17 protein-coding genes and 2 pseudogenes are annotated in these 22205 nt (G+C 46.8%); 2 read left to right on the top strand and 17 right to left on the bottom strand.

Features of this window, described 5'->3' with window-relative positions:
• Positions 1–16: 16 nt before the first annotated feature.
• From QMO62_RS25315 to QMO62_RS25275, 9 genes and pseudogenes are all read right to left on the bottom strand, one after another.
• Positions 17–895 carry a carbohydrate ABC transporter permease gene (locus QMO62_RS25315; RefSeq protein ID WP_284645284.1) on the bottom strand — a complete coding sequence of 293 codons (879 nt, stop codon included), beginning with the start codon at positions 893–895 and terminating at the stop codon, positions 17–19.
• A gap of 13 nt (positions 896–908) precedes the next feature.
• Positions 909–1814: an ABC transporter permease gene (locus QMO62_RS25310; RefSeq protein WP_284645283.1), complete on the bottom strand. Its 906-nt coding sequence runs from the start codon at positions 1812–1814 to the stop codon at positions 909–911.
• A gap of 284 nt (positions 1815–2098) precedes the next feature.
• Positions 2099–4441, bottom strand: a complete 2343-nt coding sequence (locus QMO62_RS25305; RefSeq protein ID WP_284645282.1) for a helix-turn-helix domain-containing protein — start codon at positions 4439–4441, stop codon at positions 2099–2101.
• A gap of 164 nt (positions 4442–4605) precedes the next feature.
• Positions 4606–7632, bottom strand: coding sequence for a family 78 glycoside hydrolase catalytic domain (locus tag QMO62_RS25300; RefSeq protein ID WP_284645281.1), 3027 nt, complete (start codon positions 7630–7632; stop codon positions 4606–4608).
• Between the two features lie 485 nt (positions 7633–8117).
• Entirely contained in the window at positions 8118–9623 is a 1506-nt protein-coding gene (gene glpK, locus QMO62_RS25295; protein ID WP_284645280.1) for a glycerol kinase GlpK, read from the bottom strand.
• Between the two features lie 10 nt (positions 9624–9633).
• Positions 9634–10569, bottom strand: a complete 936-nt coding sequence (locus QMO62_RS25290; RefSeq protein ID WP_284645278.1) for a transketolase family protein — start codon at positions 10567–10569, stop codon at positions 9634–9636.
• 2 nt (positions 10570–10571) lie between these two features.
• Entirely contained in the window at positions 10572–11417 is an 846-nt protein-coding gene (locus QMO62_RS25285) for a transketolase (protein ID WP_284645277.1), read from the bottom strand.
• Positions 11418–11432: 15 nt separating this feature from the next.
• Complete coding sequence (locus QMO62_RS25280) at positions 11433–12866, bottom strand: L-fucose/L-arabinose isomerase family protein (protein ID WP_284645276.1); 1434 nt, start codon at positions 12864–12866, stop codon at positions 11433–11435.
• 315 nt (positions 12867–13181) lie between these two features.
• Positions 13182–13486, bottom strand: a pseudogene (locus tag QMO62_RS25275) (ABC transporter permease subunit); the annotation flags it as partial.
• Positions 13487–13930: 444 nt separating this feature from the next.
• Between QMO62_RS25275 and QMO62_RS25270 the strand changes: the two are divergent.
• Positions 13931–14992, top strand: coding sequence for a LacI family DNA-binding transcriptional regulator (locus QMO62_RS25270; protein ID WP_284645275.1), 1062 nt, complete (start codon positions 13931–13933; stop codon positions 14990–14992).
• Between the two features lie 172 nt (positions 14993–15164).
• Here QMO62_RS25270 and QMO62_RS25265 read toward each other — a convergent pair whose 3' ends face one another.
• Positions 15165–16535 (bottom strand): DUF1593 domain-containing protein, encoded by a 1371-nt coding sequence (locus QMO62_RS25265; protein ID WP_284645274.1) that lies wholly within the window; start codon positions 16533–16535, stop codon positions 15165–15167.
• A gap of 102 nt (positions 16536–16637) precedes the next feature.
• Positions 16638–17891: a nucleoside hydrolase-like domain-containing protein gene (locus QMO62_RS25260; protein WP_284645273.1), complete on the bottom strand. Its 1254-nt coding sequence runs from the start codon at positions 17889–17891 to the stop codon at positions 16638–16640.
• A gap of 309 nt (positions 17892–18200) precedes the next feature.
• Between QMO62_RS25260 and QMO62_RS25255 the strand changes: the two genes are divergently transcribed.
• On the top strand, positions 18201–19235 hold the full coding sequence (locus QMO62_RS25255; protein ID WP_284645272.1) for a LacI family DNA-binding transcriptional regulator: 1035 nt from the start codon (positions 18201–18203) through the stop codon (positions 19233–19235).
• Positions 19236–19586: 351 nt separating this feature from the next.
• Here the strand turns inward: QMO62_RS25255 and QMO62_RS25250 are convergent, their stop codons facing one another.
• From QMO62_RS25250 to QMO62_RS25225, 6 genes and pseudogenes are all read right to left on the bottom strand, one after another.
• Positions 19587–19892 (bottom strand): ArsR/SmtB family transcription factor, encoded by a 306-nt coding sequence (locus QMO62_RS25250; protein WP_348651727.1) that lies wholly within the window; start codon positions 19890–19892, stop codon positions 19587–19589.
• A 26-nt stretch (positions 19893–19918) separates the two neighbouring features.
• Positions 19919–20257, bottom strand: a complete 339-nt coding sequence (locus QMO62_RS25245; protein WP_284646671.1) for an SRPBCC family protein — start codon at positions 20255–20257, stop codon at positions 19919–19921.
• Positions 20248–20433 carry a hypothetical protein gene (locus QMO62_RS25240; protein ID WP_284645270.1) on the bottom strand — a complete coding sequence of 62 codons (186 nt, stop codon included), beginning with the start codon at positions 20431–20433 and terminating at the stop codon, positions 20248–20250. Before QMO62_RS25240 ends, QMO62_RS25245 begins: the two co-directional genes overlap by 10 nt.
• Complete coding sequence (locus tag QMO62_RS25235) at positions 20430–20930, bottom strand: SRPBCC family protein (protein ID WP_284645269.1); 501 nt, start codon at positions 20928–20930, stop codon at positions 20430–20432. Before QMO62_RS25235 ends, QMO62_RS25240 begins: the two co-directional genes overlap by 4 nt.
• Before the next feature lie 163 nt (positions 20931–21093).
• Positions 21094–21252 (bottom strand): annotated as a pseudogene (locus QMO62_RS25230) (IS66 family transposase); the annotation flags it as partial.
• Positions 21253–21545: 293 nt separating this feature from the next.
• Positions 21546–22094, bottom strand: coding sequence for a DoxX family protein (locus tag QMO62_RS25225; protein ID WP_284645268.1), 549 nt, complete (start codon positions 22092–22094; stop codon positions 21546–21548).
• Positions 22095–22205 lie beyond the last annotated feature (111 nt).

Raw genomic sequence — 22205 nt, 5'->3', positions numbered from 1 at the left:
TAATCCTCCTTTTTGTTTACCCCTTAATCGATCCCATCATAGAGCCTTGGATTAAATATTTTTGAATGAAAGGATACACCACAAGAATAGGCAGAGTCGCGATGACTAACGTCGAATATTTGATCGATTCGCTCACCAGGTTCTTGTCGTCAAAGACATCGACCAGCATCTGATCCGTCTGATTCTGGATCACGATATCACGCAGCAAAATTTGGACGGGAAACATCTCTTCGTTATTCAGATAAATCATTGCAGGAAAGAAGCTGTTCCATTGGCCGACTGCGTAAAACAACCCAATGGTTACCAATGACGGCACCGACAGCGGAAGGATGATTCGGTACAAACACTGCAGCTGCGAGCAGCCGTCCATCTTTGCGGCGTCCTCCAGCTCCGACGGAATTTGCTCGAAGAAGGTTCGTTGGATAAAAACATAGAAGGAAGCAATCGCGGCCGGAATCACGATAGCCCAGATCGTATTGCGCATACCGAGTGCGCTGACTACAAGGTATGTAGGTATCAAGCCCCCTCCGAACAGCATCGGGAGCAGAATGAACCCGGTCATTAGCTTGCGCCCCGGTAAATCTCTTCGCGAGATGGGATAGGCGGCGCAAACGGTCAATATCATGCTGATGGCCGTGCCTACGACCGTATAGATTACGGTGTTGAGGTATGCTCTTCCCAGCATCGGGAACTCGAGCACACGCCGGTAGGCATCCAAATGAAGTCCCATTGGAATAATGCTGATACGTCCCTGCTGAATATACAGCTGGTCGCTTATGGAGGCGGCGAAAATATAGAGGAACGGGTACAAGGTGACTGTAACGACAGCCCCCAGAAATAATGTGTTTATCGCGATAAACAGTAGCTTCCCCGGTCCCATGCGAAGAACAGGCATCGTTGCTCCCCCTTTACCAAAGGCTTGTTTCCGAGTATTTTCTGGCCAATCTGTTGGCAATGATGATCAGTACCAAGCCCGCAACCGATTGGAACAGGCCTACAGCGGAAGCGAAGCTGAAGTTGGCTTCCAAAATACCGCGACGGTATACATAGGTACCGATTACGTCTGCCGTGATATAGGTGTTCGGATTATAGAGCAGGACGATAAGCTCATACCCGACCTCGAGCATATCACCTATCTTCAGCAGAAGCAGAATGATGATTGTCGGTGCGATGCCGGGCAGCGTGATATGCAGAGTCTGTTTCCACCGATTGGCCCCGTCCACCTTGGCGGCGTCGTAAAGCTCCGTGTTGATCCCGGTTAAAGCCGCGAAATACAGGATGGCGGACCAGCCGAGCGTTTTCCACAAATCCATACCCGTATAGATCGCCCAAAAGTATTCGGGCTGCAGCAGAAAGCTTGTGCGCTCATATCCGAGCTTCTCTAGAAGGTTGTTTATTAGACCAACCGATGGGGAAAGGAACGTCACCGCCATACTCGCTACGATGACAGTAGATATAAAATGCGGCAGGTAGCTGACCGTTTGAACGGCCCTTCTGATGATTGTGTTACGCACTTCATTAAGCATGAGAGCGAAAATAATCGGCGCCGGGAAAACGAACACCACGTTCAACAAGTTGATAACAAGTGTATTTCGCAGCACCCTCCAGAAGTAAACCGAGTTAAAGAAGTCCATAAAGTGTTTGAAGCCGGCCCATGGACTGGCGAGAATTCCTTTATAGATGTTGTAATCCATGAATGAAATGGTCAGCGCCATTACCACAGGTGCGTACCTGAAGATAAGATAATACAACATCGGCGGAAGAAAAAGGAGATAAAATGGCAGGTACCGTTTCATCGTCCTTCTCCAGCTCATTCCAGGTTTTGAAGCAGCTGTCATAGGATTCATCAAAGCCGCCGTGTCATGATTGGCCATAATACCGGTGCCCCTTTCTTTGGTAATGTGTTGACGGGCAGCATCTCAACAGTGATGCAGGTCACAGCTCAAATCTAAACGGTAACGCTCAATATTTCAATCGATCATTTCTTAGAAACGTGTTGATATTTCACGATTTCTAATCGTCGTATTTTTAGGCACATCAATAAGTTTTACGGTGTTTTGCAAAAAGAAAGAGCCCTCCTTGCGAAGGGCTTGGTCAGCTACGAAACGGAGTGTTCGAGCTGCCGGTATTGTCCGGGAGTGATCCCCTCGTGCCGTTTGAACACACGAATAAACGTATTGGAATTGCTGAAGCCTACCTTCTCAGCGATTTCCACAATCGATTCGTCCGATTGGCGGAGTAAGTCCTTGGCCTGTTCGATCCGCCGCGAATTCACATAATCAGCGAAATTCAAGCCGGTAACCTCCTTGAAAATGCTGCTGAGATAAGATGCGGATAACCCTAAATGCTCACTCAGCATCGACTGGGACAAATCCTGCCGGTAACGGGAATCTACGAATAGCTTGATTTGGTTCAGCAGCCTGGCATATTGCCCCTGCTGCTTAGCCGTGATCCAATCGGAGATCATGGACATAGCACGCTCGATGCACGCTTTTTTCTCCGCGATACTCGGTTGTTGGTTCAATTCCCGGTAAAGATCGAAGGCTTCCCCGAAAATTTCTCCGGAATTCGCTCCGAGCTCATAAATGGTACGAATGGCCGTTCCGGCCAAGGCATGAAACAGATTATGGATGATTTCCAGCGTTGGGACCGTCCTCTCCAGATTCTCGGTCCAAATGATGTCGAGCAATTTCGTCAAGCTCTCGGCATTGCCGGTTTTTATCGCATTGATCAGCTGCTTCTCCATATCGAAGGTATAGTGAAAGGAGCTTTCCGGCAGCTTCGTGACCTCGTCAACGAAGATGACGCTGCCTTGGCCCTTAACTACCTTATACTGCAGCGAGGATAAGGCATCCACGTAAGAAAGCGGAATCTCTTCTGCCCGTCCGTACACCTTGCCAACCCCCACGGTAAAGGTGCGGCTATACGTATGCTTAAAATAAACCAGTACTTTACAGATATATTCGCTAGCCGCTTCCGGATTCGGATGTTCGGAATGTAAGTTAAGGATGGAAACCATCTTATCGTTTCTTTTTCGAATCGATCGGATCGCAGTCCCTCCTATTCCCATGGCCAATTCGTCGAATAAGGCGGTCATATCGTGTCCCAATGTGCTTATGGCATCATCCAATGAGAAGTCAACGGTCTCGAACACGATAATCTGAAACATATCGTAATGAAACGGAAGCTGCAGCTCTTCGGCGGTTTCTTTGACATTCGCCGCCGATAAACGGCCCTCCAGTAAATCATAAAGGAAATTCTGCTGAAGCTTCGGTACATTTTTCTCAAAGGTGTCTCTCAAATGATGGACCTCATAATAGGCGTAATTGATGATCCGGTCGATAAACCCGAGCTCATCCTCCGCGGAACGCCTATTTTCCTCCGGTTGCTTACGGCCGAACATATCAATGTAGCTGACAATTTTATTAATCGGACGATACATCCTATTAATCAAGAAATAAGATATGATGAGCCCACCGATCAGGCACAAGCTTGCCGCAAGCCAAGTAAATTCCCGGAATTGATTTGCCTTTGCCTTGATAAACGCAGTAGGTACAACACTGATGTAAGTCCAGTCGTTCACACGGGATGAGGTAAAGACGATTTGATAATCGCTTCCGGACACGTTCTCCTCAAGGTGCCCGTTTTTAGCCGATAAATTCATTACCTTTTGCGTAATCGTTCCGCTCGTCGATAGGAGAATTTGATCCTGCTCATTTTCTACTCCGCTGCTAAACAACAGCCTTCCATCCCGGTCAATCGCATACATAAAAGCAGGGTACGGATCGCTTCCATTTTGCAGTGTTCGCGAGAGATTCTCGGTATCGAGATTTATATAGAGCATACCGGTAGGTGATATATCGCTGAAAGGTACGGTACGCGCGAAAGTGAGCACTTCCGGGCCGTCGCCCGCTGCCGACAATTTCATGGGACCCAAATACGATATGCTGTGATATTTCGGCCTTTCCTGCCATTGCTGGACGGGTTTCGTTACGTAAATCTGATTGTAATAATGTTCTTGATTATATTTCGACTGGTGATTTATCACGACGGGGTAACGGTAATACTGCAGCCATAGATCCGAAATCATCGGGTTGGAGAGCTTAACGCTTTTGAGGTATTGGATAATATTTACGAAGAGCAGCTGATCCAGGTCCCAAGTCTGTTCCGACAAATAGAGCGAGCGCCATATATCGTCCTGGAGGGTGACTTGAAAGGACAACGTATCCAATGAAACCAATGTGTTATCAATGTTGCTGCGGGCCAGCTCTAAATATTGATTGTTGGATTCCACCACTTCCGAAATCAGCAGAGAAGCTGATTTGGTGTACGAGATGTACCCGAAAGCCAGAATCATCATAACGACAAAGATGTTAAAGAGGAGCAGCATTTTAATGAAAACACTTTTATGCTTGAAGACCCGTAATGTTTGAGGAAGCATCCTGTTCTCCTCCCTGAGAAATCAGACTACTTCCATCATGATAACACAAACATGCTGCTGAAATTGTCCGATTTTCTGACTTGTTACCCATAAGTCGTGAATACATTCAAAGCTCCATTGGCGTTTCTTCAACATGAAAGGCAAGAAGTCTTTATAATCGATATTTAGGGTTTAAGAACAGATTCGAACGTATAACTTCCGGCGCCAAGCTCATAGATAGCTTTACCGTTCTTATAAGCGATAAAATGAATTCCTTCCGCCTCTTGAACCGGTTTTCCGCCCTCACTCACATTTTGTTGATGATTTGACGGCAGATAAAGTGTGGCCGTCGTATTTGCTGGGATCGTAACGGCGTAAGACAAATTGTTGCCTTTCACTTCCCATTCACTTCGAATCGTTCCGCGAACAGAGTCATACGATCCTTTTACCCAAGTGATCTGTTCATTTATGTCTATTTCGGGTCTCAATATGATATGTTTGAACCCAGGTTGCGCCGGGTCATTGGCAATCCCCGCCATATACTTATACATCCATTCGGCAATTGCGCCATAAGCATAGTGATTAAAGGAATTCATGCGCACATCGCCGAATCCATCTTCCACCGAATAGGAATTCCAGCGTTCCCAAACCGTTGTTGCCCCATTTTTGACCGAATATAACCAGGATGGCATCGCATCTTGCAGCAGCAGCTTATAGGCCAGCTCCGATTGACCTACATCCGACAAAACCGGGGCGATGACATTGACGCCCAGGAATCCGACAGACAACGTATTTTCGGCATAATTTACTCGTGAGCTTTCCGGATGAGCCGTTTTATAAGCCTCGCTGTTTTTGATATTTTCAGTCAATAAATGAATCATTTGCTGTCGCTGGTCCTCATTCTCATAAAGTCCCAGCTTTAAGCACCATAAGAGCGAAGCTTGGCTGTTATCTTCCATCTTGATGTTCTCAACACCGACTTGATCCGGGTTATCATCATATTCCAAAGCCTTATAACCACCTGAAGACAAGACTGTCAAAGCTCCATCTTCATCTACATGAATGTAATTTTTGATAAACGTTTGTCTAATTTTTTCGTGTAGTGCTTCATATTTCTGCACTTCAGCCGTTTTCCCGATAGCTCCAGCCATGCTCACCATCAACATGGCATCGTAAACATAATAAACATCGCTCATGAGCTGCCGGTCTGTCCCTTGAAAATTCAACCAGTCCCCAATGCTTCCCGTACCTCGGTATGTCTCGCCGGTCTGATCATAGATCCAATCCATGAATCGGTTCATGGCTGCGTAGTTTTTTTCTATAATGAACGTATCGCCTGTCATCTGCCAAACCGTCCATGGCACGACGATGCCTGCATCAGCCCAGCCGCCATTGCCGACAAACCCTCTGAAATTCGCATACCTTCCGCTCGGAGCTGTCGATGTGAACGCACCGTTTCCGTACGTTTCTTGACATTGTACGAACATATCCATCCAATTCTCGAGGAAAAGAGCTGCTTCCATATTATATAAAGCGGTGTTAGCAAAAAGCTGCGTATCACCCGACCAGCCCACACGTTCATTTCGCTGAGGGCAATCCGTGGGAATCCACAAATAATTGCCGCGGTGTCCCCACATAATGTTGCTAAAGAGCTGATTGACATCACGGTGTGAAGTTTCTATACTTCCAGTCTCAGGAATCGCAGATCTGACCACTTTACCCGTTAGGCCGTGAATCGTCACGGACTCACCCGCGGCAACGGTGATCTCTACATATCGAAACCCGTGATAGGTGAAGGCAGGTTGATACGTTTCTCCGTTCGAAGCTCCCTTTAACGTATAATAATCAGTTACATCCGCTTTTCGCAGATTTGCCACATATATCGAGCCTACAGGACCGTCTGCCCCTTTGCTCTCATCATTCAACATCTCCGCATAACGAATCCTTACTTGCGTTCCGTTCGGGCCCTCAACGGTTACACGTGGTACACCGACCATGTTTTGTCCCAAGTCATAAATGACCGTATCATCTGAGAAAATTGCTATCACATGATGCCTAGCGACCTCCGCGTCGGTAAAGGTGCGTGCGGGATCAACTTTAATTTTCCCCCGCCCATTGGCGGTTTCTTCTTCGGCGATAATATCAGTGTAGGTGGTGATCGCCTGTGGGACTTGATCCAGCGCATCTACAATCTGTGCCGTTTCCCCATGGTAAGCGGTTACGCTTGCATGCGGAAAGTCTATTCTGTAACGATGTTCCTTTACCTCCTGCCACTGTGCATCATTAAATCCTGATTCTGCCCAGCCCTCGATTTCCATCGTGGCATCATACGTTTCGCCATCATAAATATCATCTTCTCTTACCGGGCCTGTATCGGCTGCCTTCCAGCCGGAGTCCGTATCCGTCACGATAGCTTGGGTGGACCCATCTTCATAGGTAATCAATAACTTACAAAACAGCGCCAATTCGTTTTTTTCATCGTTGTAATACACGGTTTGTTTCTCAGATCCCGGTGCCTTGGAAATGCGGCCATTCCACCAGCCATTCCCTAGTATGGCCCCGAGCACGGCTACGTCGTCCTTCATATAGGATGTAACATCGTAGGTCATGTATGTATTGTTCTGATCAAAATTCGTCCATCCGGGAGGCATGTGTTCGTAAACGCGGCGGCCATCATCCATGACGATCCCAAGCTTTTGCCCATTAAGATAGGCATCGTATACACCCAGCGCCGATATATAAAGTCTGGCATGTTTGACTTTCCCTCTCAGTTTCGTTTCTTTTCTAAACATCGGAGCCCCAGGACTTTTCGGTGTTTTGCCATTCATCGTGATCCACTTGGCTCCACTCCAACCAGTAATACCGTCTGTGCTTCTCACTCCGGTTTCAAAATAGGCCTGCTCCTCAGCTATGAAGACTTGACCATCCTTATTCCATACCATGACAGTCCAGTAATAACGGGTCGAAGGTTGCAGGGATTCTCCGGTATAAACGATCGCAACCGATTCGTTAGACAAGACTTTTCCGCTGTTCCACACATCTGCCGAATCCCCTGACAATTCAGAGGCTACTAGAATCTGATAAGCCGTCTGCTTTTGCCCGCGTTCATCAGCTTCCATGATCCAACTAAAGCGTGGAGCTTCTGCATCAATGCCGATTGGATTACACCTATTTTCAACCCTTAGTTTTGTAATTCTTACACGGTTATTCAAACTGATTCCTCCTCCGGTTGATTATATATGAATGATAACTGTTACTTTAAGCACTGTACATATATTACGCGAAAAGCGGACAACGATTCGTGAATCGCATCCGCTGTTATAGTAGAAAGCTTATTTTTTCGTATTGCTTTGCGTTAATGAAGCATTATACTCTTCGATAATCTTTGCTCCGCCTTGTTCCTGCCATTTCTTAATTTCAGCCTGGAAACCATTCTCATCCATGCCGCCAAGAATATACTTATAGGTTGCATCTTTGATGATTTCCTGCAGTCGAGGCCTTCTTTCCGTATAGGTTGCCGAATGTAACGGTGCCGTAGGATCGTTAATAGCAAACTTCGTGGAGGGAAACCATCATGCTGATTTTCAAAGGCTGATTCCCGTTTTCTGTGCTTGCTGCAGGAGCCTTCTCACTTTTACTGCAACCGGCTGCTAAAAGAACGGATGCCGCTTTTCATTGAATGACCCTCCGTAAATAATTACTGTGATAATTTTGTGGTTAATACAGAGCTGACCGCCCGCAACCAACCTTCACGAAAGCGATTGCAATCTTCCATCGCCATTTGTGGAACATATCTCTTATACTCTTTACTCAGCGAATGAATTTCATCTGCAGAAGACCAAAACCCTACGGCAAGCCCGCCCAAATAATAAGCTCCCATCGCCGAAAGCTCGCTTACCTCCGATTTGAGAACCGGACAATTCAACATATCTGCCTGAAACTGCATCAAGGTCGTATTGTCGGAGGCTCCGCCATCCGCCCGGAGCTCTTTTAGAATGATCCCGGTTTCCTTCTCTATTAACTGAACCGCATCGCTTACTTGATAGGCAATGCTCTCTAATGCGGCACGAATAATGTGCGCCTTCCCCGTACCCCTGTTCATCCCGATGATAGAAGCTCTCGCATACGCATCCCAGTAGGGCGCTCCGAGCCCGACAAAAGCAGGCACGAGATATACCCCTTCATTCGTTGGAGTTTGCATAAGCAGCTGTTCCATCTCTGCGAATGTACCGAATAAACCCAGATTGTCACGAACCCATTTCAGGCTGTCACCCGAGGAACGAACCACAGCCTCCATCGCATACGTAACTTTGCCGCCGATACCCCAAGCGACAGCGGTAACGAGCCCATTTCCGGGAGCATTAGGCTTTTCCCCAACGTTCATCAGTAGTGAGGTGCCTGTTCCATAGGTGGCTTTCGCCATACCCGGTTGAAAGCATTGATTGCCGTATAAAGCTGCTTGCGAATCACCGATAATGCCTGTGATCGGAACACGTATGTCTCCAAATAGACTTGTGTCTTCCGTATAACCGTATTCATCGTCGGAATATTTCACATTGGGCAAAAGCTCGGATGGAACTCCAAATAGATCACAAAGCACTTCATCCCAACAAAGCGTATGGATATTGAATAATGAGGTACGGCTGGCGTTTGTATAATCCGTAGCATGAACCTTTCCCGAAGTAAGCTTCCATATGAGCCAGCTATCGATTGTACCGGCCATCAGCTTCCCTTCGTCAAGTTTCTCCTTTGCACCTGCCACATTGTTTAGAATCCAGCCCCATTTGGTTGCAGAGAAATACGGATCTAACATCAATCCCGTTTTCGAGCGTACCTCATCCTCTAATTCGGCTATTTTATATGAATTGCATTGATCAGCGGTACGCTGACATTGCCAAACGATCGCAGGATAAACAGGTAGTCCCGTTGTACGATCCCACATGACAGCCGTCTCACGCTGATTTGTTAGGGTCAGTGCTGCAAGCTCTGCAGGTTGAATACCGGCCTGCTGCAGCACCTTAAAAGCCGTTTGCTTTACATTGTTGTAAATTTCCAAAGGGTCATGCTCTACCCAACCGGGCTCGGGATACAACTGTTGATGCTGTGCCGAGCAGCGCGCTACAATGTTTCCGTAGCGATCGAAGATAAGTGCCTTGGTACCCGATGTACTCTGATCAATCGCCAGTATATATTCTTTGTTCATACAAGCGCCCCTACTTACCAAGAAGTTCGAGTGCAACGCGCTTTATGTTCTCCGCGCTGATACCGTAGTGCTTAAAGACCTCTGACGTTTTCCCCGCAATGGCCGGTTCGTCCGGTATGCCGAGGATTCGCACAGGTACAGGTTGATGCTGGACAACTACCTCTGCTACGGCTGCTCCCAGTCCCCCAAGCACGCTGTGCTCTTCCACCGTGATAATATGACCTGTTTCCTTGGCTGCCTTCACGATTGCTTCCTCATCCAATGGTTTGATCGTATGCATATTCAGCACCCTGCAGGACACTCCTGATTCCTTGAGTGCTTCACAGGTATCAAGAGCAACCCGAACCGTTTCCCCGGCTGCTATAATGGTTAGGTCTGTACCCTCTCGCATCGTTACCGCTTTCCCGATAACGAATTCATAGTCATCGGACTCGTATACGTCCTCTACCGGATTACGACCGATGCGCACATAAACGCCGCCTTCGTGCTTGACGAGCGCCTCCGTCATCCTCTTCGTTTCATGCCGATCGGCAGGCAGAATGACGGAAAGTCCCGGGATCGCACGTGCTACGGCGAGATCCTGTACGGAATGATGGGACATCCCTAGAGCTCCATAGCTCACGCCTCCGCTGATACCGATCAGCTTTACGTTGGTTTGCGAATAAGCGACGTCCACTTTGATCTGCTCAATGCTTCGCATGCTAAGGAAGCAAGCCGGCGAGGTGACGAATGGTTTTTTCCCGCTGTGCGCAAGGCCCGCCGAGATCCCGACGATATTTTGTTCGGCGATACCCACCTCAACGAACTGTTCCGGCAGTTCTTTAGCGAATGGGGCCATGGCGGCTGAACCGCGGGAATCACTTGCCAGCACCATAATATCGCGATCCGTTTTGCCGAGGTTCAACAAGGTCTCACAGATGACCTGACGATTCGGAATCGTATTCATGTTTAGCGCACCTCCTCTTCCTGTTGATAAGCTGCTATAAGCGCGTCCAGCTCGCTTAAGGCCTTTTCCAACTCCGCATCATTCGGCACATGGTGATGCCAATGGGCTACATTTTCTGCGAAAGATACCCCTTTGCCTTTCACGGTATTGGCCATAACGAGTGTCGGCTTGCCGGCAACTGTCGGTGTAGCCTCGAAGGTCCGGACCAGCTCATTCATATCGTTTCCGTTAATGGAGATGACGTTCCAGCCGAAAGCGGCCCACTTCTCTTCGAGCGGCTCCAGTCCCATGACTTCTTCGGTCGTTCCGCTAATTTGGAGCCGGTTCCGATCGATAATTCCGATCAAATTATCCAGCTTGTAATGGGCTCCGGCCATCGCCGCTTCCCATACGGAGCCTTCGGCTTGCTCGCCGTCCCCCATCAAACAATAAGCACGATAAGCCTTGCCATCGCATTTGGCGGCTAGCGCCATTCCAACGGCTACGGCCAATCCATGGCCCAAGGCGCCTGTATTCATCTCGATCCCTGGCACCTTATTGTTCGGATGACCAATGAGCTTAGTCCCGAACTGGCTGAAGGTTAGAAGCTCCTCTCTAGGGAAGAAGCCCCGATCCGCCAAAATGGCCCATAACGATTCGACGGAATGACCTTTACTCAATACAAAGCGATCCCGATTAGCGTCCTTCGGATTACTAGGGTTATTATTCATCACACGATAATATAATGCCGTCAATATATCCGTATTGCTGAGCGAGCCGCCGGTATGGCCTGTTTTGGCGCGGTGGATCATCGTAAGCAGGTCCTTACGGATTTGGGCAGCTTTCATCTGAAGCTCTCTGATTTCCATATGTCCTCCTTTTTATTACAGGCCTTTGCCTCGCAACCATGCCTGAATTTCACTTTCGGTCGGATCTACAGGGTCCGGCGTCAGTCCCGGAATGTATTGGCACGCCTCGTATAAAGCAGGAATGACATTGGCGTGAATTCCAACAGAGTGATGAACATAAGGACCTTTCACCAGCTTCTCTTCCCATAACGGCCAATCGTTCACTTCAACCCAAACATAAGAGCCTCGAGTGTAAGGCCCTTCGATGCCTTTAGCGCGTCCAAGGAACAGCTGGTATTCGCCATGATCGCCGTCAAAACGCGCAAGCGTCATCTCGCCGCCTTTAATTTCACCTTCGTGCGTGCCGGGTGAATGGTCATCGAACAGGAAATGCTTACGAAGCTTAGGTTTATTCTCAACCGACAGCGATACCGGGAAATTCCCGCAATGGAACAGAAGCTCCCCGTTCGCGTTCTCGGGATGGCGTACCGTCAGATCGGCGAAAAAGGTCGGCGCTTGATTCATGGAAGCGGCCTGAACCATAACGGAGGTAATCGCACCGTGGATATCCGTCTCGCAAGTTACGGGAATTTGTTCGTCTGTCAAAATCGCATTCGCAAGGCAAGGCATAATTCCCATGGCATCCTGTAACGAAGACCAGCATTGAATGGCGATAGCCGAGCTGCCTGTCTGCTTGGCATATTGCTTCATGGCTACCTTTAATGAGGCAATGCGCTTCACATCGCCCTCCGTCACTTCCGACCAATCGAGCTTCGATTTAATATAGTCAATGACTTCCGTCAGCTCGGAGGAATTTCCTTTTTCAATCCGGTTCGCCGCACGCTGGATATCAACAAGTGTAATCGGATGAACCTCAATCCCGAACCGTTCGAGCAGTTCGCCTTCGTTACAAATCATGGTCCAGAAAGAAGACGGACGCGGACCGATTTGCAGGATACGAAGATTGCGGAATTGGCGAACCACGTTAGCCGCAGAAACGAAATTGGCAAAGCCTCTCTCAAATACCGGATCGTTTACCCGTGTATTTGTTATGTAGGAGAAAGGGACGTTGAATCGACGCAATACCTTGCCGGTTGCAAATAATCCGCACTGTGTATCGCGAAGACGCATGCCATCCTCAAGAGGCGCTTCGTCCCGAGGTCCCCACAGCAGCACCGGTTTCCCCATTGCTTTGCCGACTCGGGCCACGGTATCTTCCGTTCCGAAATTACAATGGGGGAAGAAAACAGCATCAACCTGCTCCTTCTTGAATCTATCAATAATCAGGTCCGCATTAATGTTATCATCATAGAGGAGTCCTTCGTTATTGATCCCCTCCAGGTCTACGATATCGATATCAAGGCCGAAGCTTTCGATCTTTTCTTTTATCATTACCTTGTACTTAAAGGCGTCCTCCGCACTAAACACAAATCTTCGTGTAGGGGCATATCCAAGCTTTAATTTTTTCATCGCTGTACCTCCAATTGATTGTAACTGCCGCATCGCCTAAATTTATAACTCAACATTTGTAACATAAATTTAGAAGAATTATGTTTAATTTCATGTTAACATGGGAATAATTAAGTAGTCAATCCATGTTTTAGTTGTATTTATAATATTATTTATATAAACAATAAGATTATTTATCACTTCATTAGGATAGCTTGTTTATTAACTCATATCAGCCCGTCCCATAGGAAACTAAAATACAAACTAAAATACCCTCAGTCCGTTATATTGGGACTAAGGCTATTTTCATCTGCTCTTTTAAATGTAAAACATACCTTATCCTTTAATACCTGTGGTGGATATGCCTTCAACGATGTATTTCTGGCAGCTAAGGAAAAATGATAAGACTTGGAACGAGCGACAGCACGGACATGGCGAACAAAGAACCCCAAGAGTAGTCACCTGAGGAGTAAAGGCATGATGATCTTCAAATAAATCTGCGCTTGACCGCAACCGTCAATCCGTGCCGATTCATCAAGCTCCTTCGGCAGGCACCGGATAAACTGAACCATCAGAAAGATGAAGAATGCCTCCGTCGCCAGCCACTTCGGAACCGTGAGCGGATAGTACGTGTCAATCCAGCCACGGGAAGACCTAAATTTTAGTTGTCTCTTTGATAATATTTTCCGCTTATCGCTGAATCGCGAGCATGTGGCCGTAAAGGTCCTCATTGGTTATTAACTTTGTTGAATGGTGATGCCGGTCTCCTCTATTGTTAATTGACGCATGCGAGAGGCTCCGTACAGCAGAAGGTTCCCTTATGTCCATGACGACCCTGAACGCACAAAATAGACTCCATCCCCATCATAGAAGCCTTCCCCATTTTTCGATGAATCTGTGCATCATGCGGATATCCCACCTATTCAAAACACATATCTACGATCCTTTGCACTGTTCCAAAAAATGAATATTTAGTTGTTTTAGTGAATTTGTTTATAAAATTTATTTGATTTTTAATATCTTATTATTGTAATATTTAAGTGTACATTATGCTGTCTTGGTCAATAATCGGAGGGAACCATTTCATGAAAATTGAGGATATAGCCAAATTGGCCAATGTTTCAAAATCTGCCGTTTCTTTAGCTATCAATGGGAAACCCGGAGTTAGCGAAGATACACGTAATAAAATTTTGGATATAGTTAGGAATCAAGGTTATGTTCCGCGCTCGACGCGATCGGAAAAGATTTCGACTACCGGAAATTCGATTCGGTTTGTTGCCTGCGTACACGAAGGAATCATATTGGAACACTACAATCAGCAACCATTTTTCATGGAACTCATACATTACCTTGAGGAAAAATGCAGGAAGCGGGGGCTTGTTTTATTATTTAATACGGTACCTGCTGCTGAATTGGAAGGCAAGATAGAAGAACTTGAACAAGAGCATGAGTCCGGGGGAATCATACTACTGGGTACGAATCTATCCCGTGAACAAGTTCAAATGATAGCCGCTCGCCATAAAAACCTTGTCGTTCTGGATACATGCCACAATACACTAAACGCCCATTTCATCGTAATGAACAACATGATGGGTGCATACCAAGCAGCCCAGCATTTGGTCAGCCTTGGTCATAAGAGTATTGGATACGTGCAGTCCAATGTTCGAATGCATAATTTTAACGCTCGTAAGGAAGGGTTTATTAACGCTCTTCATGAGATGGGTTTGGACTTAGCTGAGAAAGACTTGTTTACGATATCACCCACTATTGTCTCATCACAACCAGAGTTCACCTCGGCCATTCGTAGCCGCAATGGGGATTTGCCATCAGCCATTTTTTGTGAATGCGATTATATTGCTATTAGCGTAATCAAATCTTTCATGGAACTAGGCATAAGAGTACCACACGATATATCAGTAGTAGGTTTTGATAACATCCACGAAGCAGTCGTGATCTCTCCAGAATTAACTACAGTACATGTAGAAAAGGAAGCCATAGCGGAAACTGCCGTTTCCAAGCTGCTAGATTTGATGGAGAATGAAGGCTCTTCTATCACCACCAAAATTCATATAGATACAAGGCTTGTTGTTCGTAATTCCACTAGTTCTTTTTCCAACTCCACGGTACAATCTCTTACTAAACAATGAATATAAGGAATGTGCGTACTAAATTAGCAACTGAATACAACAGGATTTACTGGGAAGAGCTGCCGCAGTTCAAGGAGCAAGGTATGTCTACATACTCTCCTGACTCCGGTGCTCTTCACAGTACCCTGGTCGCCCCTTATTTCTCAGCCCTCAATGCAACCTCTAGTTTTTCTTATTCGACGTTCACGATCACTCGTTTGTAACGGGTCAGCGCCGGTGAACCGTCGTCGGTGACGGCAAGAATGATGTGCATGGTGCCATTGCGAAGAACGCGCTGAGTCGGAACGGTAAACCATGCCTGCGGTTGGTCGGCATTCTCAATCGGGACCGGGTCTCCGGTACGTGCCATCGATGTGGTGAAGGTACCTGCCTCCCCATAGTAGAACCAATGATACGAAAGCTTGTCTCCGTCCGGGTCATAGGAGCCTTCGGCACTAAGATCAACTCGATCGCCTGGTTTGGCGGTCAACATGGCAGGGTGAGCAAGCCTTGGAACGGGCGGATGATTGGCCTCAGCATAAGACTTGATGGTCCAGTCCATACGGGCCGCGAAATCATTCTGAAACGCCGAACGCCATCGCCATATCGTCGCCTTATTGCTGGTGTGCCAGTTCCCGTCCATACCAAACACTTCGTCCGCGGCATCACTCCAGAAGGGTCTTGTCTCCGGCTCAAGGAAGCATTTCTGAGTAGGCGGAGTAAATAACTCGTAACGACCTCCCCAGCTCCCCCAATTCGGATGCTCGGGACTGCTGAGTCCATTGTTGATGAGATACAGGAACGTAGGCGTGTCACCCTCCATGAGGAAAGTGGCTTGTGGATATTGAGCGCCAAGTGGTCCCTTGCAGCGAATATGTTCATCAAGCCAAGGATTGTCGACGATGCTGTAATCAGCCCCGACGAAACGACCATGAAAGTGGTCGCCGCTAATTCCGCTCCAGGTGGCAAAATGATACGCTCCGCCGGCGTGAAAGCCAGGACTGGCGATATAGAACAAATGAGGAAATGTCTTCCTCATCCATGGACCGGAATCATCCTGATCAGAGATGGCATACACACGCAGACGGGAGACGAAGGTAGTAAGCTCTTCAGCCGAGCGTGTAGCCTGAACCTTCCATAACGCTTGAGCCAGCACATTAGGACCGCCCCATACAAGCACCCATAGCGGGCGTGGGTCGTCACGGTCGACAGCCTCGATCAGTAGTTCGGAGCCGGAGGAGTCCTTATCCTCGCCGACGGCTTCCATGCCGTAAAGAGGAAGACCTTCTTTAATGATCGACAATAAATACTCTCCATCCGGATAACCAGGCTCATGCTGCTCCAGATTATCACGGACTTGACTGTAGGCTTCTACAATCGCGCGAATACGCCACGCGGCGGTTTTATCTCTCAGATGAATTGAGGTCGTCGCGACAAGACCTTCAACATCCCATTGGTTGGAATAGGTAAGAAAACGAACCAACGACATGGCATCGTCCGGTTCATTCTCAATGTCGGTCAGGACAAGGACGCGAGGCTTCACATTGGCTTCGTATAAGTTCATGGTTACTTCCTCCGATCGAATCGTCATCATTGGAACCGCCTCGGTCCAAACGTTCGGACTAAGGGCTGTACCTATAGCCGTTTTACAGCGATAAGGGCTGCTTTAAGACAGAGTCCGTTCACCTTTAGGAAGACAGCGATCCATTCGAGCTTGGAAATCACGCAGGAACGTTTCTCTCCACATGCTCACAGTCTTTGCTCCTTTATGCGAATCCTCTTGCAATTCGGTATCCAATACATCCGACCACCAATTCGGATAAGCGGCGTCATACCCTAGTCTCGCCGCGGATTCCTCTATACAAGTAAACTCACCGGTTTGTCCGTTTAACTCGGCAATATCGCTTTTGGTCTCATACGACCAGTGTCCGGTCGCTTTGGGCATGAAGCGAACACGGTATTCTCCATTACCAAGATAAAAGCCTTCAAAATTTTGCCCCTCAACAACTAGCGTAAATACGCATACATCGCTTGGGGAATCCAGAACCGGTCCGCGAAACACGAGCTCGAGAATGCCAAACACCTCGATAATATCCTCTTTCGTTGTATTTCGATCAAATACGAATAAAGGGCGATTCTTGACTCTGGTGAAGCTGCCTCCCCAGCTCGGATGCTCCGGATGCTCCGGGTCTCCCTTAAGCAAGTACGTGACAGACGGGGTATCACCCATCTTTATTTTCCCGCTTAATACATTGGCAAAATAATCCCCCATTGCACCATGTTGACTGATGTGTTGTGCAACAAATGACTCATTACCTAGGTCACCATCCTGATTCCCGCCGACAAACCACCCTCTGTAAGTGGAATTGTTCTCAATAATCCATAAGTTTGGAAAATGAGTTCTTATATATTCGTAAGCATTGAGACCCCATTTTTTGTTCGGCCCGCCAATATAATAAACCCGCAGCTTCTCCTCGATACTCGGATCGTCATGAAGGGCTTGAGCCAAGTCCTCCAGCAAACCCCAAATCAAAATATACAGGGGTCTGTCATCCTGCTTTTTGGCACACTGGATAATCCAATCCGATCCCTCAGTCGGTTTATCGTAGCCCTTGTACGGAGCAAAATCTACTGTACCTTGCTTGGTAACGGACCGCAAGTAATCGGGGTCAGGGTAATGTTCGGAATGCGACTTTAAGTTCTCGAAATCCTTCTCATATTGGTCAATGACCTCCAATATGTGCTCCTTACGGCCTTGTGCCCATGGGGACGAAATGAGTCCTTCCGTATCAAATAAATCAGAATACAATAAATAATGTACCATGGATTGAAAATCGTCCGGATCACTCCCGCCGATATCTGTTGAAACAATCACCCGGTACCGATCGCCCAATAAAGCGCCTTTATTCCATTGTGACATCCGATTCTCTCCTTAAGAGTAAAAAAGCTCATATTCTTGTAAAATCAATTGTTTCCGCCTACATAAACACAAAAACACTTTTCGTTTCATAGACAATGTTAACACTTTGTATTTTTGATTGTCAATCACTGTTTTATATAAATTGTAGATATTTGTTTAGTTGTATTATTAAAAGAAACTTGCTGATTTCAGCATATTTTATGCTGTATATCGATAAAATTACTTATTTTAGTTGTTTTTTATATCAATGTACAGTATTGTGATGCTATAAACCATGCTGTTTTATTCATAATCGGAGGTAACGATCTCATGAAAGTTGAGGATATAGCTAAACTGGCCAATGTTTCCAAGTCCGCTGTTTCTTTAGCGATCAATGGAAAACCGGGAGTAAGCGGGGATACACGTGATAGAATTTTAGATATTGTCAGGAACCAAGGTTATACCCCGCGGTCGACTCGCACAGAGAAGATGCCGACTTTCGGGAATACGGTTCGCTTTGTTGCCTGCGTCCACGAAGGAATCGTGTTGGAGCACTACAATCAGCAGCCTTTTTTCATGGAGCTCATTCACTACTTAGAGGAAAAATGCAGGAAACGGGGGCTTGTTTTATTGTTTAATTCGGTACCTGCTGCCGAACTGGAAGGAAAGATTGAAGAACTTGAACATGAGCATGAATCTGGGGGAATTATATTACTTGGTACGAATCTATCCCGTGAGATTGTTGAAATGATAGCTGCTCGACACCAAAACCTTGTCGTCCTTGATACATGCCATAACACACTCGACACCCATTTCATCGTAATGAATAACCAGCTAGGCACATACCAAGCAGTTCGGCATTTAGTAAGCCTTGGTCATAAGAGGATTGGATACGTACAATCCAATGTTCGTATGCATAATTTTAACGCTCGTAAGGAAGGGTTTATTCATGCTCTTGGCGAGTTGGGCTTGGCAGTAGCTGAGAAAGATTTGTTTACTGCATCCCCTACTATTGTCTCACCACAAGAGGAGTTCACCTCAGCTATACGTGATCGTAATGGGGATTTGCCGTCAGCGATTTTCTGTGAATGCGATTATATCGCGATTAGTGTAATTAAATCTTTCATGAGACTGGGTATTCGAGTACCGCAGGATATTTCTGTAATCGGTTTCGATAATATTCACGAAGCAGTCGTCATCTCTCCAGAATTAACGACAATACATGTAGAGACGGAAGTCATTGCGGAAACTGCCGTTTCCAAGCTGATTGAATTAAAAGAGAATGAAGGGCCTTCTATCACCTCAAAAATTCATATTGATACGAAATTAATCGTTCGTAATTCTACCTGCGCTCACTCCAGCTAATTGGTCTAACTTCCATGATCCCAAAATTCATAAACGAATAAAACCCTGCAATCTAATTGAAATGCCCCCTAATAATGGACATTGGAAAACCAATGAAGATAGGTGTATACGCCTGCATGTGGAGGAGAAGCGGATGAGTAATCACAGAGAAGTGAAAACTTGACAGACTCTGCCAAACTGCCCGGGGTAGCTGTAGGACTGCTGAATGCGTCGTGTACCGGAAAAATCCATAAACCAAAATGGAAATGGCAGCCGTTTCAAATCGGCTGCCTCTCCGTTTTAGTTATTGTTCTGACATTCTGAGTAACGTTTATTCAATACTCCGGATGTCCAAAATAAGCAGATATGGCTTTACTTTTGTTCATTGTCAAGAAACGACTCGAGAGCATCAAGCTTATCGGACCAGAAATGGCGGTACGATTCTAACCATGCGTCGATTTCCCTGAGCGGTTTGGGGTGAATCGAATAGATGTTTTTTTGGGCATCGGATCGTACGTTTACTAGTCCGGCTTCCCGTAATATTCGGAGATGCTTGGAAACCCCGGGCTGACTCAATTGACTCTCTTCAACCAGTTCTCCAACGGACCGCTCGCGGATTCGCAAGAGATCCAGCATAAAACGCCTATGAGGCTCTGCCAAGACTTCGAAAATATCCATTTTCTTCACTGCTCCATCTGTTTTCCTTAATGCTTTGCTGTAAAGTTATCCGTACGTTTTAAGTATTCTTCGGTCATTGTTTTTTCAAGATGGTGCCTAGGCACGGCACCGTATGTGATTCCATGGTCCAAATAGTATTTCAGCAAGGTCATTGCTTCCCCCCAGCCGACAGCGCAATCTCCGAAAGCTTTCAGATCCTGCTCGGATCGGGTATATCCCGACTCCAAAACAGTAACCAGTGTTCCCCCGCCTAAGCTCGTTAATGTGAACGAAATAGTCGTCGTGGATTCTCCAGGAGTCCATTGAAATACGAATTTCTCATACGCGACAGCTTCCAATACGGTTCCGCCATCCTCTAACGTAATATGGTCCGGCCCAAAATCTTTAAAACGGAAATGAATATGTCCGCCCGGTTCGCCTCAACCGTTGTCCCCTGAGTAAACCATGCATCCCAGCCTTCTCCCGTAGTAAGTGTTCCATACACGACATTCGGCGAGACGTTAACAAATGTCCGATGCTGAATCATGAGTGATTCGTTCATAGGGCTCCTCCTCCTTTTAACCTTATTTGGGATTCATATTGATTGCGCAGTTCCTTGACGCGCTCCCAAGGAAAGTCGATACGCCGGTCTTGAAGAATTAGATCCAGCACATCCAGGTGCACGTGCCACCCTGCCAGAAATCCGGAGATCATTGCCGCTTCGTAGAACGTATGGGTAAGATGTACCCTGCATCCTTCGTCCTCCTCCCGCAGCTCCCAGCGTACCACGGAGTTGCCCGAAACCTGTTCTTTCCAAGTAAAAGCAAGCTCATATGGAGGATTGATTTGAAGAAACTCCCCACTCACGGTATCTCCATTATCCCAACGAAACATAATTTTGCCACCCTCAATCAGCTCGAACTCGGCATGCGCGGTTAACCAATCCGCGATCCGATCAGGCAGGGTAATAGCCTGCCACACTTTTTCCACGGGATGGTTTAGATAGCGTTCAAAACTTACTATACGTCCTCCGTTTAATTCTTTAAGCATTCCGTCCATATGATCATCCTCCTTTTTTAGTTTCATGAATGTCTTACCTTTATATTACCATTCGGTTATATAACTGTAAAGTAATATATATTTAAAAAGTCAAATAACCTCTATCCATCTAGGAGAGAGGTTGGAGCGACCTACCTTGAAAAGACGCGGCAAGTATTCAAAGAGTGTTGCTGAACAGGAAATTTTTCCGCCCAATGACGACCGGCTTGATGGAGCGTTCGCTATGATTGTTGTCGATCTCCAGCCGGCCATCCTGCAAAAACACGGCCAACTTCCCCCACTGATTCAGCGAGTAGGTGACCGCGGTCCCCAGCTCTAGTTTCCTGTATTTGGAACCCATACCTACACCACGATGCCGCAATAAATGGAGTGCAAAGGTGTCGAGCGACAGAATCACGATCCCGTTTTTTCCCTTGCCCGACGCGAGCTTGTGCTGAATCAATCAATGTGACAACCAGCACCGGTTCTTACGTTGGATTAATTCGCTCAGAATGGAATTCCCCAGACAGGGAAGAAATCTATTAATATAAGATATAACTTAAAGACCGCATTGGCGGTCGCTTTTTATCAGTGGCATCGTTCATTACTGTTGGAAGACGAGTTAATCTTCCCTGCTTAACCAGCCAAAAGAATCGCAGATAGAAAAACGATTTGCAAAACTGTACGCAACAGCAGCCTGGGAACAGGTCGTCCGCCAATCGTCAAACTTTCCTTAGCCGCCTTTATGTTGGCTGGAAACATAGCTATGAGTAGTAAAGCTAATAAGATGGATGACGTTCTTGAGGTTGCGGGGAACAAGATCCCGACTGCCCCGAGGATTTCAAACACCCCTGTAATGGTCACGATCCAATCCTTTCTTGGGAGTGCCCTAGGCACCATGCGGATCAGGTCGGGGCGCATGCTCCCCCAATGTGCGGATGCGGTAACGAGCAGCATTACCGACACTGCTCCCTGAAGCGAAGTATGCCAATCTTCGAAATAAATCAAACCGAGCAATCCCAACATTTGAAAAAACAGAAATGCCCCAATAAGCACATAAAGCGGAATCAACCGAATCTCCCCTTTCTTATGTATTGCAAACGACTTATGATTGCTTTCATCACCATAAGGTAAGGAATAACGAATATAGCCTATAAATGGGAAGCATGTCGATATTCCGGACATCTTCCCTATTTCTATACTTAGGGCGCTGAACCGGGTCAATTTACGCTGCAGCGAAATGAGATTGAACAGCCAAATAATTCCTTAGTCTGCGAGCACGAAGGCCATTAATAT

It is taken from the genome of Paenibacillus silviterrae, assembly GCF_030167925.1.
Lineage (GTDB): Bacteria > Bacillota > Bacilli > Paenibacillales > NBRC-103111 > Paenibacillus_G > Paenibacillus_G silviterrae.
Note: the sequence above shows the minus strand (reverse complement) of the source record. Positions and strands in the feature narration are given on the sequence as shown.